This is a genomic window from Bacillus sp. FSL R10-2780 (assembly GCF_038006125.1).
GTDB classification, from domain to species: domain Bacteria; phylum Bacillota; class Bacilli; order Bacillales; family Bacillaceae_G; genus Bacillus_A; species Bacillus_A cereus_U.
Map to the genome: position 1 here is coordinate 3,785,285 of NZ_JBBOUQ010000001.1, position 15,192 is coordinate 3,800,476.

Here is a 15,192-nt window from a genome sequence, read left to right on the forward strand (position 1 = left end):
ATATATTCCCTCCTTATCTACGATAGATTATATCGTAAGACAAAAAGAAACAAATATTCGCTCTCAAAAAAATTATTATGAACGAAACAAAAGAGTTCAGCCTACCTTCTGACGGCAATTCATCTCCACCTGAATTGTTGGGTTTCACCCGTAACACAAATCAGATGGAGTCTTCTTGCTGAAAAGGATAAATTTTCCCACAAAAAAATAGAGTAAGGTGTGAACCTTACTCCATCTCTGCAAATACCATGCGATCTTTTCCATTAATGTCAAATACAACTTCAACTTGAGCACGCGGGAAAGTTTGCTGTAATAATGCTTTCACATCTTCACCTTGCCCTACACCAATTTCAAACGCCACAATCGCCTTTTTCTGTAATACATTCGGCAATTCCTCCATAAAACGACGATAGAAATCTAGTCCATCTTCCCCACCAACAAGCGCACGCTTCGGCTCATGCTCCTTCACAACAGTAGAAAGACCACGCCAATCTTCCTCTGGTATGTACGGAGGATTGGAAACAACAACATCTAACTTCTGACCTGTTTCATAAAACGGAGACAGTAAATCGCCGTGATAGAAAGTTACATCCGCCCCTAAAGTTTTTGCATTTTCTTTTGCAACTTCAATCGACTCCTGCGCGATATCTACTGTATACACATGAAGATTTTTATTTTCTAAAGCGAGCGTAATAGAAATCGCTCCACTACCTGTTCCAATATCCGCTATGTGAAGCTCCTCATTACCGAAATGGCGCTCAATTCTCTCTAGCACCCCAACTATAAGTTCCTCTGTTTCCGGTCTTGGTATCAATACCTCTTCATTTACAAAGAATGAGCGGCCATAAAACATTTCATAACCGAGCATATATTGGATCGGAGTACCTTCTACGTGCTTGTGGATAAATTGTGCAAAACTTTTCTCTTGTTCCGCAGTTATTTCTTCACGCATATTCATGAGCATTCCGGTTCTGTTCGTCTTTAATACATGACAAAGGACAATTTCTCCCGCATTTTCATCTCGTCCATTTTCCTGTAAAAAAGAAGAAGCCCATTTCAGGGCTTCATAGACACGCATTACTCAGCTGCCTCCATCTTTTGAGCCTGATCTTCCATCACTAAGGCATTGATGAAATCATCTAACTTACCTTGTAGGATTTGATCTAGCTTTTGAATCGTTAAACCGATTCGATGGTCTGTAACACGGTTTTGCGGGAAGTTATACGTACGAATACGCTCTGAACGATCTCCCGTACCAACAGCTTGTTTACGGTTTTGATCATACTCAGCTTGCGCTTCTTGTCTAAACTTATCATAAACACGTGCGCGTAATACTTTCATCGCTTTTTCTTTATTCTTAATTTGTGATTTCTCATCCTGACAAGATACAACTACACCAGTCGGTAAATGTGTTAAACGTACCGCTGACATCGTTGTATTAACGCTTTGTCCACCAGGACCACTAGAAGCAAACGTATCAACACGAACATCTTTTTCATGAATATTAATTTCTACTTCTTCTGCCTCTGGTAATACAGCTACAGTTGCTGTAGATGTATGAATACGTCCACCAGATTCCGTTTCAGGAACACGTTGTACACGGTGAGCACCATTCTCGAATTTCAGCTTAGCGAAAGCACCTTTACCGTTAATCATAAAGATAATCTCTTTATATCCACCTAACTCTGTATAGCTCGCTTCGATAATTTCAGTTTTCCAACCTTGCACCTCAGCATAACGGCTATACATACGATATAAATCACCAGCAAATAAAGCTGCCTCGTCACCACCAGCAGCACCACGAACCTCAACGATAACGTTTTTATCATCATTAGGGTCTTTTGGAACAAGTAAAACTTTCAGACGCTCTGATAATACTTTTTCTTGACCTTCTAACTCAGAAACCTCTTCTTTTACCATGTCACGCATATCAGCGTCTAACTTATCTTCTAACATTGCTTTTGCATCTCGTAATTGCTCACGAACATCTTTATACTCACGGTACACCTCTACCGTATCCTGAATATCAGATTGCTCTTTTGAATACTCACGAAGCTTATTTGTATCGCTAATAACCTCTGGGTCACTTAACAACTCATTCAACTTCTCATAACGATCTTCTACAGCTTGCAAACGATCTAACACACCATTCACCTCTACATCCTAGTATCTAATACAAATAGTATATGGTACTTAATCAAAAAAACGCAAATTATATTTAAAAGCACAAGCGGCTCGCTCAGAATGGGAGGAGGTTGGAGCTTCTGACAGAGAGGCGCTCTTTGCCTCGCAGGAAGAAGCGAAACCACCGACCATTCTAGCCGCTGGAGCTAGATAATATTTAAAAGCGCAAGCGGCTCGCTCAGAATGGGAGGAGGTTGGAGCTTCTGACAGAGAGGCGCTCTTTGCCTCGCAGGAAGAAGCGAAACCACCGACCATTCTAGCCGCTGGAGCTAGATAATATTTAAAAGCGCAAGCGGCTCGCTCAGAATAGCTAAGGTTCTCTCGTACAAAAGGTGCTTTTTACCTTGAGTAGCGGAGGTTCTTAGACACGAAGAGCTCGCCACCAATCTTCATCTATTTTCGAAAAAAACCCGCTCTACATAGCGAGTTTCATTTATCTTTGTTTTGTAGGTACTGCATGACAATGACGACAACGTGGTTCATACGATTCTGAAGCCCCAACTAAAATAATTGGATCATCAAATGCCGCTGGTTCTCCATCGATTAAACGTTGCGTACGACTTGCAGGAGATCCACATTCAGAACAAACTGCCTGCAATTTAGTTACATGTTCAGCAATCGCCATCAGCTGAGGAACTTGTCCAAATGGTAGACCACGGAAATCTTGGTCTAATCCAGCTACAATGACACGATAGCCACGATTTGCCAATACTTGCACCACTTCCACAATGTCCCCATCAAAAAATTGTACCTCATCGATTGCAATAACATCCATTTCTTCTGTTACATGGTTAAATATATCTTTTGAAGCTGAAACAGGAACTGCTTTAACCTTTAATCCATTATGTGATACAACATCTTCTTCACTATAACGATTATCAATACATGGTTTAAATACAATCGCATGTTGTTTCGCAAATTGCGTACGGCGTATACGGCGGATGAGCTCTTCTGATTTTCCAGAAAACATACTCCCGCAAATCACTTCAATCCAACCATTTTGATTCATTAAGTACATTGAGCTCTCCTTTCATCTACTTTCCTAATCTAAAGTAGGGTAAAGGTTTAATATTTTCGCAAAAAAAACAGACAAGCGAATACATACACTTGCCTGTTTTATGTTCTTTATTACTTAATACCGTATTTCTTATTGAAGCGGTCAACACGTCCGTCTGCAGTAGCAAACTTCTGACGTCCAGTGTAGAATGGGTGAGAATCAGAACTGATCTCAATTTTTAGTAATGGATAAGTGTTACCATCTTCCCACTCAACAGTTTCGCTAGAGCCTTTTGTAGACCCGCTTAAGAATTTGAAGCCAGTGTTCGTGTCCATAAATACAACTTTATTGTAATTTGGATGGATTCCTGCTTTCATTCTTTTCATCTCCTTCCGCCCTGAATCATTTTCGAAACAGAGTTTTTCATCTTCAGCTGCTTACACAACTATATTGATGAAACACATATGATGAAATTATAACAAGGCTAACTCCATTTTGCAACTACCTGTTTTTGTCTTTTTAAAAATTAAAAGCGCAAGCGGCTCGCTCAGAATCCAGGACACTTCAAGCTCTCGACCCAAATATGATTTTCATCCCAAAAAACAAAATTATTTCCATATATTACTCTCTCTAATATTACCTTAAAAACATAAAAAACTCGCTTACTACGAAATAAGCGAGTCCCAATCTTTTCCCTTTACTTAGTTGCTACATACCTTTTTGAGTCTGCAACAATGTTTTGTAAAAATTCTTCATTTGTCTTTGTTTGACGAAGTTTACGTAAGAAGCCTTCAACAAAGTCTGGTGTATCACGCATTGTTTTACGAATACCCCATAGTTTGTCTAAATGTTCTTTCGGAATTAATAGGTCTTCTTTACGCGTACCAGAGCGACGAATATCAATCGCTGGGAAGATACGGCGCTCAGCTAATGAGCGATCTAAGTGAAGTTCCATATTTCCAGTTCCTTTAAACTCCTCGTAAATTACATCATCCATACGAGACCCTGTATCAACAAGAGCTGTTGCTAAAATCGTTAAGCTACCGCCCTCTTCGATATTACGCGCAGCCCCGAAGAAACGCTTCGGTCTATGAAAAGCAGCTGGATCAATACCACCCGATAAGGTTCTACCACTCGGTGGAATAACAAGGTTGTAAGCACGCGCTAAACGGGTAATACTATCCATTAAAATGACAACGTCTCTTTTATGTTCTACAAGACGCATTGCACGCTCTAATACAAGCTCAGCTACTTTAATATGATTCTCTGGCACTTCATCAAAAGTAGAACTTACAACATCACCTTTAACAGAACGTTCAATATCTGTTACTTCCTCTGGACGCTCATCAATTAAAAGTACAATTAATTCTGCTTCCGGATGATTTGTTGTGACACTGTGTGCAATTTCTTTTAACAGACTTGTTTTACCAGCCTTTGGAGGCGCAACAATTAAACCACGTTGTCCAAATCCAACTGGTGCGATTAAATCCATGATGCGTGTCGGTAACTTTTTCGTTTCCGTCTCCAATTTCATTTGGCGATCTGGGTATAACGGTGTTAATGCAGGGAAATGTACACGCTCTTTTGCTGAGTCTGGATCATCTCCATTTACAGCTTCAACTTGTAGCAATCCAAAATAGCGCTCATTTTCTTTCGGAGGTCGTACTTTACCAGAAACCTTATCTCCATTACGTAAATCGAAACGACGAATTTGCGAAGCCGAGATATAAATATCTTCTGAGCTTGGAGAATAATTGATAGGACGTAAGAATCCAAATCCTTCTGATTGAATAATTTCTAATACGCCTTCCATGAAAAAGAAACCTTCTTTTTCTGCTCGAGCTTTTAAGATAGAGAAGATTAGCTCTTTTTTCGTTAACTTGCTGTAATACGAAATCTTAAATTCCTTCGCAAGCTCGTATAACTCTTTTAATTTCATGTTTTCTAATGCTGCAATTGACAAATTCATTCAGACACCACACTTTAACGTTTTTCTCTTTTCACATGGGTAAAGGGGAAAAATACGGAAGGCAAATAAATAATAATGAAAGGCAATAAGTTCAAGTAGGGTAATATTCACTATTGTAACCCTTTTATCTAGTTTTAATCAATACATTGAAACACAAATACAAGAAGCGAAGACAAGAAAATTTATCTTCGCTTTTCATATTTCTTTCTTTTTTCTACTCGCCTGATTTTAAGGCAGAATAGATAAGGCATTTTTTCTTTTATTTAATCCAGTTCCAGCAGCTAGAATCTCCGGTCATTTCGCTCTCTCGCTCGAAGCAAAAAGCGCTTCAAGGTCGAGAGCTTGAAGTGCCCTGCGATTCTAAACGAGCCGCTTACACTTTTTACTTAATCCAGTTCCAGCGGCTAGAATGGTCGGTGGCTTCACTTCTTCCTACGAGGCAAAAAGCGCCTCTACGTCTGAAGCTCCATCCCCCTCCCATTCTGAACGAGCCGCTTGCACTTTTTATTTAATAACCAAATTCGGTTTTTTATTTAAGCTATGGCGGCCGTCTACGAAGCGTACTGTGCCTGATTTTGCACGCATAACAAGGGATTGTGTTGTTCCGACGCTACCTTTAAATTGAACGCCTCGTAATAGTTCTCCGTCTGTTACACCTGTTGCTGCAAAGATTGCATCGTCACCTTTTACTAAGTCTTCCATACGAAGGATACGATTGATATCTTCAATACCCATTTTTTTGCAACGCGCTAATTCAGCTTCGTTTTGAGGTAAGAGCTTCCCGTGAATTTCTCCACCTAAGCATTTTAATGCAACCGCAGCTAATACACCTTCAGGTGCTCCACCAGAACCGAATAAAATATCTACACCGGTACGGTCAAATGCTGTATTGATTGCTCCAGCTACATCTCCATCGTTAATTAATTTAATACGAGCACCAGCTTTACGAATTTCTTCGATAATTGCTTGATGACGTGGACGGTTTAAAACTGTCGCTACAACATCTTCGATATCTTTATTTTTCGCTTTCGCAACTGCACGTAAGTTGTCGATAATAGGTGCGTCAATATCAACTGCACCAACCGCTTCTGGACCAACCGCTATTTTATCCATGTACATGTCAGGAGCATGTAACAAATTGCCGTGATCTGCAATTGCAATAACAGCAAGCGCATTCCAGCCGCCAGCCGCTACGATATTGGTCCCTTCTAAAGGATCAACTGCAACGTCTACGCGCGGTCCATATCCTGTTCCCAATTTCTCTCCGATATATAGCATTGGCGCTTCATCCATTTCACCTTCGCCAATTACAACTGTACCTTTCATCGGAATTGTATCAAATACATCACGCATAGCTGATGTTGCTGCACCATCTGCCTCATCTTTTTTTCCGAGCCCCATCCAACGCGCTGATGATAATGCTGCAGCCTCTGTTACACGTACTAACTCCATAGATAAACTTCTTTCCACAATAATCCCTCTCCTTTAAGTCTTTATATTTCTGCCGTATTTTGTGAACCGTGTTTTTCTATAAAGTGTACTTCCGTTAGTAGTGATTCTTCGCTCCCCATTAACGGAAGTATCACCACCTTATCCCGATTGGTGAGGGCTAATAATCGGCATGGGATATCCCATACTGATTAAAGTTTCACTTTATGCATTCTTCATTTCTTCAATTTCTTGCTTTGTCATTTGTTCTCGCCAAATGTTTGCACCAAGCCCTTTAAGCTTGTCTACTATATTTTCGTAACCTCGATCAATATGATCAAGTCCCGTTACTTCTGTAATGCCATCTGCCATTAAACCCGCAATAACAAGGGACGCACCAGCTCGTAAGTCACTCGCTTTCACCTTCGCACCTTGCAATAAAACAGGTCCAGTCACAATCGCTGAACGGCCTTCTACTTTAATCTGTGCGTTCATACGGCGCAATTCATCAATATGCTTGAAACGTGCGCTGTAAATTGTATCAGTTACAACTCCTGTTCCATGCGCTTTTGTTAAAAGCGTTGTAAACGGCTGTTGTAAATCTGTTGGAAACCCTGGATATACAAGCGTTTTCACATCAACTACTTTTAACTTTCTATTGCCGTTCACTGTAATTTGGTCATCGTTCGTTTCAACTTGAACACCAGCTTCTCTTAGCTTCGCAGTAACGGATTCTAAATGCTGAGGAATAACATTATCAACTGTTACTTCTCCTCCTGACGCTGCTCCTAAAATCATATACGTACCAGCTTCAATACGATCTGGAATGATAGTGTGGTGACAACCATGTAAAGAATCCACACCATCAATTCGGATTACGTCTGTACCAGCACCTTTAATACGTGCTCCCATACTCGTTAACAATGTAGCTACATCAATAATCTCTGGTTCTTTTGCTGCATTTTCAATAACAGTTCTACCTTTCGCTCGTACAGCCGCTAGCATAATATTAATCGTAGCTCCTACACTAACAACATCTAAATAAATACGCGCTCCACGTAGTTCATCTGCTCTTAAATAAATGGCACCTTGTTCATTTGTAACATGTGCCCCTAACGCTTCAAACCCTTTAATATGCTGATCAATCGGTCGTGGCCCTAAATGACATCCACCTGGAAGCCCAATAACAGCTTTTTTAAAACGGCCAAGCATTGCACCCATTAAATAATAAGAGGCGCGCAATTTTTTCACTTTTCCATTTGGTAAAGGCATCGCAACCATGTTAGAAGGATCGACTACCATCTCTTCTTCCTGCCCATAAGTTACTTTCCCTCCAATTTCCTCTAGTAAGTCTCCTAATATTTTCACGTCCGAAATATTAGGAACGCCACCGATAGTTACTGGAGTATCTGCTAAAATTGTCGCTGGAATTAGTGCAACAGCACTGTTCTTTGCACCACTCACGCGAATCGTTCCATTTAAAGCTCTTCCGCCTTCAATTAGCAATTTTTCCATATTGAGCTCCCTTCTTGTGAATGTATTTATCTACTACTTCTTTATAAGAAGTAGTAGAAGATTCCCCCTTAAGAATCTCAATCACTCTTTCCATCCTGAAACCCAATAAGTAGAAAACCATCACCTGTAGCTCCCCTGCTGTACAAATAGATGAAGATTAACTATTCATCGAATCAAATTCCTCAATTCAGATACTTACCACATTTATTAATAGGACTATGCACATTATTTTCTATATTCGCAAACCAAAAATTCACTTTATAAAATCTTTAGACTTGTTCACGCTTTCATTATACAACGAAAGGAAACCGTCTAAAAGACTAGACGGTTTCCAAAACGGAATTTTATTCTTACGCTTTACCGTTAGAACCGAACTCACGCATTTTACCAGCAACAGTTGCTTTAATAGCGTCGCGGCCAGGTCCAATATATTTACGAGGATCGTAAACTTCTTGGTCTTTGTTTAATGCTTCACGAACAGCTTTTGTAAACTCAATTTGGTTCTCAGTGTTTACGTTAATTTTTGAAGTACCTAAAGAAATAGCTTTTACGATATCAGCAGTTGGGATACCAGTACCACCGTGTAATACTAAAGGTACGCCAGTGAAGTCGCGAACTTGTTCCATTTCAGCGAATCCTAAGTTAGGCTCACCTTTGTAAGGACCGTGTACAGAACCTAAAGCTGGAGCTAGGCAATCGATACCTGTTGCTTCAACAAGGTGTTTACACTCTTCAGGATTAGCGTAGATAACGCCTTCAGCGATGATGTCATCTTCTTGTCCGCCAACTGTACCAAGCTCAGCTTCTACAGATACGTTACGAGCATGTGCGTATTCTACCACTTTTTTAGTAGTTTCAACGTTCTCATCGAATGGGTGGTGAGAAGCGTCGATCATTACAGATGTGAAACCTGCATCGATTGCTTCTTTACATTTTTCGAAGCTTGAACCATGGTCAAGGTGAATCGCTACAGGAACAGAAATGTTCATTTCTTCGATTAAAGCTTTAACCATAGCTACAACTGTTTTGAAACCAGTCATATGACGAGCTGCACCCTCAGATACACCTAAGATTACAGGAGATTTTTCTTCTTCCGCAGCAGCTAAGATAGCTTGAGTCCACTCTAAGTTGTTCATGTTGAATTGACCAACTGCGTATTTTCCTTCTAGTGCTGTGTTTAGCATTTCTTTCATAGAAACTAAAGGCATGGTGAATCCTCCTAAAAAACGTTTTTTGTATCCGATAAATTCTTATCGCTGGTAGTATGACCAGAATAAGGTAAAATATGTATATTTACATACCGGACTTCTTTCTACACTCAATAGGATAACAACTTGTACTCAAAAACTCAACTGTATTCACCTGCTCAATAGTCCATGTAAACGCTTTTTTCCATATTTTTTATAAAAAATTCATTTTTTACGCCTCTACAGCAAGCTGATCTCTCACCGCTTGACGAATCTCATCAATATCAAACGGTTTAGCAAAGTGCATTAAAGCTCCTAAATCTTTCGCTTCTTGAATCATATCCAATTCTCCATAAGCAGTCATTAAAATCACTTTAATACTCTCATCAATTTCTTTTACATGTTTTAAAATCTCTATACCATCCATACCTGGGATTTTCATATCTAACACTACTAAATCTGGATTATCTTTTTTCACGATATCTAAAGCTTGAAATCCATTCGCTGCTTGAAACGTCTGATAACCTTCTTTTTGGAACACTTCATGCAATAAAACACGAATGCCATATTGATCATCAACGATTAAAATTTTTCCTTCCATAACTCCCAACCTTTCTGTGTAAGTACAAGATTTAAAGCTTCTTATATCTTATCGGTTTATTTTCGCTACTCTTTGCCAAATCCCTTCCTATTCTTTCTTATTTTACCGTTTCCTATTTTGTTATGCCACCCTACTATTTCCCCTTTCCAAAAAAAATAAGCTATAATGAGAACCAGCTAACACGAAAGAAAGGAGCAACAACATGTTAAAAATTTTCTCGACTCAATTAAGTGGATATTTCTCCAGAATTTCTCAAAAAGAAGAAATGAATATAGAAGATAGCGCTCGTCTACTTGCCCAGGCGTTAATTGGTGACGGCTTCATTTACTTGCATGGTACAAACGAAATGGAGGGTATTGTTTCAGAAGCATTATTTGGTGCCGAACCAATGAAACAGGCAAAACGTTTAATAGAAAACGGTGAACTGGCGGCAGTGACTTCTGCGGACCGCGTACTTCTTATTAGTCGTTTTTCGACAGATGAAGAAATTATAACAACCGCGAAAAAACTTCATGAAGACGGCCAATCTATCGTTGGAATCTCGGCTATTCAAGAAGGTGCTGAATCACTGGAACAATATACAGATGTACATATTGATACAAAGCTGTTAAAAGGTCTTATTCCAGATGATGAAGGTAACCGCTACGGGTTCCCAAGTTTAATTATAACTTTATTTGCTTATCACGGATTGAAATTTACAATTGATGAAATGTTAAACGAATATTAAAAAAAGCGCCCTATTTCAGGCGCTTTTTTTTATTACTTGCTCTCTTTATTCGTAATAGAAGCACTTACGAAATCATGGAACAATGGTTGCGGACGGTTTGGACGAGATACAAGTTCTGGATGGAACTGTGCTGCCACGAACCAAGGATGATCTTGTAATTCAATAATTTCCACTAGACGACCGTCTGGGCTTGTACCAGAGAATACAAATCCTTCTTTTTCCATATCTGGACGGAATTGATTGTTGAACTCATAACGATGACGATGACGCTCATATATAACCGGCTCGTTGTAAGCATTGTAAGCATTTGTTTCTTCAGCAAGCTTACATGGGTATAGACCAAGGCGAAGTGTACCACCTAAATCTTCTACATCTTTTTGTTCTGGTAATAAATCGATAATTGCATAAGGTGTGTCAGGATTAATTTCAGAAGAGTTAGCTCCTTCTAATCCTAATACGTTACGTGCAAATTCGATTGATGCAAGTTGCATACCTAGGCAAATTCCTAAGAATGGAACTTTGTTTTCACGAGCATATTGAATTGCAACGATTTTACCTTCTACACCACGATCGCCGAAGCCACCTGGTACAAGGATACCATCTGTGTCGCCAACTAATTCTTTTACGTTCTCTGCTGTTACGTGCTCAGCGTTTACCCATTTCACTTCTACATCTGTGTCGAATGAATAACCTGCATGACGAAGTGCTTCTACAACAGAAATATATGCGTCTTGAAGCTCTACGTATTTACCAACAAGAGCGATTTTTGTTTTCTTAGAAAGGTTACGTACTTTATTAACTAGTGCAGTCCAATCTGTCATATCTGCAGCAGGATTGTCTAATTTTAAGTGATCGCAAACGATTTGGTCCATGTTTTGTTCTTGAAGAGCTAATGGAACCGCATATAAAGTATCTGCATCGCGTGCTTCGATAACTGCTTTTGTATCGATGTCACAGAATAATGCAAGCTTGTCTTTCATGTCCTGAGAAACAGGTAATTCTGTACGAACAACGATAATGTTCGGCTGAATACCTAAGCTGCGAAGCTCTTTAACGCTATGTTGCGTTGGTTTTGTTTTCATTTCACCCGCTGCTTTTAAGTACGGGATTAACGTACAGTGAATGTACATTACATTGTCACGACCGATGTCGCTCTTAATTTGACGAATTGCTTCTAAGAATGGTAGAGACTCGATATCACCAACAGTTCCACCGATTTCTGTAATAACAACGTCGGCGTTTGTTTCGCGACCAGAACGATATACACGTTCTTTAATTTCGTTAGTAATGTGAGGAATAACTTGAACTGTTCCTCCTAAATATTCACCACGACGCTCTTTTTGAAGAACTGAAGAGTAAATTTTACCTGTTGTTACGTTGCTGTATTTATTTAAGTTGATGTCGATAAAACGCTCATAGTGACCTAGGTCTAAGTCCGTTTCTGCACCATCATCTGTTACAAATACCTCACCGTGTTGGTATGGGCTCATAGTCCCTGGGTCTACGTTAATGTATGGATCAAACTTTTGAATAGTTACGTTTAAACCACGATTTTTTAAAAGTCTTCCAAGAGATGCTGCTGTAATACCTTTACCTAAAGACGATACTACACCGCCTGTTACAAAAATATACTTAGTCATGAAAATACTCCCTTCTACTTCGTTGTTATATAATCACCGTTGCAAAGCGCAACGTATGTAGATAACAGTGTATCTATCTTATTGTTAGGCTCTTTTTATTTTCTAAACAAAAAACAAAAAAGAAAATTGCTCCCCTCATCACATAAAGTAATAAGTAGGGAGCAATTTTCTTTTATATTTACACTTTAAAAGTATTATCGTCCTTTTTTAAAGAGCCCAAAAATGATTCTACATGGACGATAATGAAAAGTCAAGAACTAACGCTCTTCCTCTTCTTCTTCTTCAGTTTCATCGTACTCAAGTTCTTCTTCTGCGAAGTCTTCATCATCTTCTTCTACATCATCAAGATCATCATCTTCATCATCTGCGTCTTCTTCTTCAAGAACCTTGTCCAAATCTTCTACATCTTCTTCTTGGTCTGCGTTTCCTTCTGCATCGCCGAATTCATCTTCATCTTCTTCGATGTAGTCGTCAAAACCGTCCTCTTCAACTTTACGTTTCTTCTTCGGTTTTGGCTGAGGCAGAATTTCTTCATCAATTTGCTCATATGGGTACCAGCTGCGTAGCCCCCAACGATTTTCTCCTAAATTAATGAAACGTCCATCGATGTTTAAATCTGTATAAAATTGTGCGAGTTTCGTATTAACTTGTCCTTGAGATAGTCCCAGCACTTGAGCGATTTCTTGAACCAACTCGTTGAATGTCGTTGCTTGTCTTTTATTCCCTAAAACGCTATGTACAACTTCAATCATTGAACATTCTTTTAGCTCTTCTGGTGAATATTGCTTAAAATTCACTTATGCGGCACTTCCTTTCTTCAAATATAACCTTATATACAACGGTCTGCTTAAAAAAATCCATACTATTCATTATAAACAAAAGTCGCACAAATATGCTACAAAAAAAAAACGGGAAACTTTATATGGTAATAAAGTGAAACTTTAATCAGTGGGGTTTTGTTCATCCCCCACTGATTATTAGCCTTCACCAATCGGGCGTTTACGGGCGTTTGATCTCCCACCTAACTTCTTTGTTCCAGCCGAATTTTGAGGTGGGAGTCTTACTGCCCACAAATAGCGGGATAAAATTATAATTTGTCCATTCCTTATTTCGGAAACATATGCGCACCTTGCAGTACATACCTAATTTGCATTTCTGTATATTCTTCGAGAGTATACAGTTTTTGCAGGGCCCAACGTCTAAATCCCCACATTTGTCCTTGTATGAAAATATTATGTGCAAGAAGCTGTATTTCCTTTTTATTTAGTGTAAATGTCCCATTTTCAGTACACTGCTCTAAAATATTCTCAAACATCCCGACCATTTGAAACTCTTTTTCTAATACATATGGGAGTGATTCTTTCGGTAAAAAACGTACCTCTTGATACATAATTAATACTTCTTCTTGCAATTCATCCATCACTTTAAAATAATTCGTTATCGCTATCTTTAAGCTTTCTATACTTCCCTTCTCTGTACACACTACTTTCTCTAACCGCTCTTTTACATGTTCATAAATACTATCACAAACTAAATATAATACATCATCTTTTGTGCGAATGTATTCATAAAGTGTTCCGATACTAAATCCAGCCGCTTTCGCAATTTCTCTCGTTGTTGTACGCGGGAATCCTTTTTGCTTAAACAGCTGCACCGCACCTTTAATCATTTGTTCACGCCTTAACGCAACTAATTTTTCATCTTTCACTGACGCATGTACATTATGTTTAACCATCCCTTCACCTCTCTCTATTATTTTTGGAAGTAAAAAGCGTAGGAAAATACCTACGCTTTCGTTCCTACTTCGTTAACATACGAGAAATTACAAGCCTTTGAATCTCTTGTGTTCCCTCATATATTTGTGTAATCTTTGCATCGCGCATATAACGCTCTACTGGATAATCTTTCGTATAACCATAACCACCAAATACTTGTACTGCTTCAGTCGTTACCTTCATCGCTGTATCACCTGCAAATACTTTTGACATCGCTGACTCTTTCCCGTACGGAAGCCCTTCAGATTCAAGCCAAGCCGCTTGATATGTTAAAAGACGCGCTGCCTCTACATCCGTTGCCATATCTGCAAGTTTAAAGCCAATTCCTTGTTGCGCCGCAATCGGCTTCCCAAACTGATGACGTTCTCTTGCATATTCTACAGAAGCATCTAAAGCGGATTGTGCAATCCCAACCGCTTGCGCCGCAATACCATTACGACCGCCATCTAACGTTTGCATCGCAACTTTAAATCCTTGGCCCTCTTCCCCTAGCAGATTCCTTGCAGGAATACGGCAGTCTTCAAACATAATTTCAGTCGTTGGCGAAGAGCGAATTCCTAACTTACTTTCCTTCTTCCCAACTGAAAACCCTAGCGTATCACTCTCCACAATAAATGCACTCGTGCCGCGCTGCTTCGAATCAGGATCTGTTAATGCAAAAACAACATAAATATCAGCAATGCCGCCATTTGTAATAAAGATTTTCGAACCATTTAAAATGTAATGGTCTCCATCTCGTTTTGCAGTCGTCCTCATTCCACCAGCATCTGATCCAGAGCTTGGTTCTGTTAAGCCATATGCACCAATTTTCTTCCCTTCAGCCATTGGGCGCAAAAACTTTTGTTTTTGCTCTTCCGTTCCAAATTTAAAAATTGGCCATCCAGCAAGTGAAGTATGTGCAGACAACGTTACACCTGTAGAAGCACAAACGCGGGATAACTCTTCAACGGCAATTACATACGCCAAGTAATCGCTTCCAATTCCGCCGTATTCTTCAGGCCACGGAATACCGGTCAAACCAAGCTCTGCCATTTGATCGAATAAAGCGCGATCAAATCGCTCTTCCTCATCACGCTCTGCTGCTGTCGGTGCTACTTCATTCCTTGCAAAATCCCGAACCATTTTCCTTATCATTTCATGTTCTTCTGATAATTTAAAATGCATTCCCG

At 39.5% G+C, this 15,192-nt stretch carries 14 protein-coding genes; 1 reads left to right on the forward strand and 13 read right to left on the reverse strand.

What is annotated here, in order from left to right; all coding sequences use genetic code 11:
• Positions 1-226 precede the first annotated feature (226 nt).
• The 9 genes from prmC to spo0F form a co-directional block, all read right to left on the reverse strand.
• Positions 227-1,078, reverse strand: a complete 852-nt coding sequence (gene prmC, locus NSQ47_RS19830) for a peptide chain release factor N(5)-glutamine methyltransferase (protein WP_002159772.1) — start codon at positions 1,076-1,078, stop codon at positions 227-229.
• A complete protein-coding gene (gene prfA / locus NSQ47_RS19835) occupies positions 1,078-2,145 on the reverse strand; it encodes a peptide chain release factor 1 (RefSeq protein WP_002144724.1) in 1,068 nt (355 codons plus the stop codon). The genes prmC and prfA overlap by 1 nt, the downstream gene beginning before the upstream one ends.
• 472 nt (positions 2,146-2,617) lie before the next feature.
• Complete coding sequence (locus NSQ47_RS19840; protein WP_002016305.1) at positions 2,618-3,202, reverse strand: thymidine kinase; 585 nt, start codon at positions 3,200-3,202, stop codon at positions 2,618-2,620.
• Positions 3,203-3,312: 110 nt separating this feature from the next.
• Positions 3,313-3,558, reverse strand: coding sequence for a type B 50S ribosomal protein L31 (locus tag NSQ47_RS19845; RefSeq protein WP_000643447.1), 246 nt, complete (start codon positions 3,556-3,558; stop codon positions 3,313-3,315).
• Between the two features lie 320 nt (positions 3,559-3,878).
• Positions 3,879-5,150 carry a transcription termination factor Rho gene (rho, locus tag NSQ47_RS19850; protein WP_002159771.1) on the reverse strand — a complete coding sequence of 424 codons (1,272 nt, stop codon included), beginning with the start codon at positions 5,148-5,150 and terminating at the stop codon, positions 3,879-3,881.
• Positions 5,151-5,654: 504 nt separating this feature from the next.
• Positions 5,655-6,620 (reverse strand): class II fructose-bisphosphatase, encoded by a 966-nt coding sequence (gene glpX / locus NSQ47_RS19855; protein ID WP_002113062.1) that lies wholly within the window; start codon positions 6,618-6,620, stop codon positions 5,655-5,657.
• A gap of 183 nt (positions 6,621-6,803) precedes the next feature.
• Positions 6,804-8,093, reverse strand: coding sequence for a UDP-N-acetylglucosamine 1-carboxyvinyltransferase (gene murA, locus NSQ47_RS19860; RefSeq protein WP_078174952.1), 1,290 nt, complete (start codon positions 8,091-8,093; stop codon positions 6,804-6,806).
• 350 nt (positions 8,094-8,443) lie between these two features.
• Positions 8,444-9,301 (reverse strand): class II fructose-bisphosphate aldolase, encoded by an 858-nt coding sequence (locus tag NSQ47_RS19865; protein WP_002159768.1) that lies wholly within the window; start codon positions 9,299-9,301, stop codon positions 8,444-8,446.
• A 211-nt stretch (positions 9,302-9,512) separates the two neighbouring features.
• A complete protein-coding gene (spo0F, locus tag NSQ47_RS19870; protein WP_000398592.1) occupies positions 9,513-9,881 on the reverse strand; it encodes a sporulation initiation phosphotransferase Spo0F in 369 nt (122 codons plus the stop codon).
• A 202-nt stretch (positions 9,882-10,083) separates the two neighbouring features.
• Here spo0F and NSQ47_RS19875 point away from each other — a divergent pair, with 202 nt between their 5' ends.
• Entirely contained in the window at positions 10,084-10,608 is a 525-nt protein-coding gene (locus NSQ47_RS19875; protein WP_002159767.1) for a DUF2529 domain-containing protein, read from the forward strand.
• Positions 10,609-10,640: 32 nt separating this feature from the next.
• Here NSQ47_RS19875 and pyrG read toward each other — a convergent pair whose 3' ends face one another.
• The 4 genes from pyrG to acdA all read right to left on the reverse strand — a co-directional run bounded on the left by pyrG (position 10,641) and on the right by acdA (position 15,187).
• Complete coding sequence (gene pyrG, locus NSQ47_RS19880; protein ID WP_016106722.1) at positions 10,641-12,248, reverse strand: CTP synthase; 1,608 nt, start codon at positions 12,246-12,248, stop codon at positions 10,641-10,643.
• A 257-nt stretch (positions 12,249-12,505) separates the two neighbouring features.
• On the reverse strand, positions 12,506-13,045 hold the full coding sequence (gene rpoE / locus NSQ47_RS19885) for a DNA-directed RNA polymerase subunit delta (RefSeq protein ID WP_002159765.1): 540 nt from the start codon (positions 13,043-13,045) through the stop codon (positions 12,506-12,508).
• Between the two features lie 308 nt (positions 13,046-13,353).
• Positions 13,354-13,983 (reverse strand): TetR/AcrR family transcriptional regulator, encoded by a 630-nt coding sequence (locus NSQ47_RS19890; RefSeq protein ID WP_002159764.1) that lies wholly within the window; start codon positions 13,981-13,983, stop codon positions 13,354-13,356.
• A 64-nt stretch (positions 13,984-14,047) separates the two neighbouring features.
• On the reverse strand, positions 14,048-15,187 hold the full coding sequence (gene acdA, locus NSQ47_RS19895) for an acyl-CoA dehydrogenase AcdA (RefSeq protein WP_002113071.1): 1,140 nt from the start codon (positions 15,185-15,187) through the stop codon (positions 14,048-14,050).
• Between the last annotated feature and the right edge of the window lie 5 nt (positions 15,188-15,192).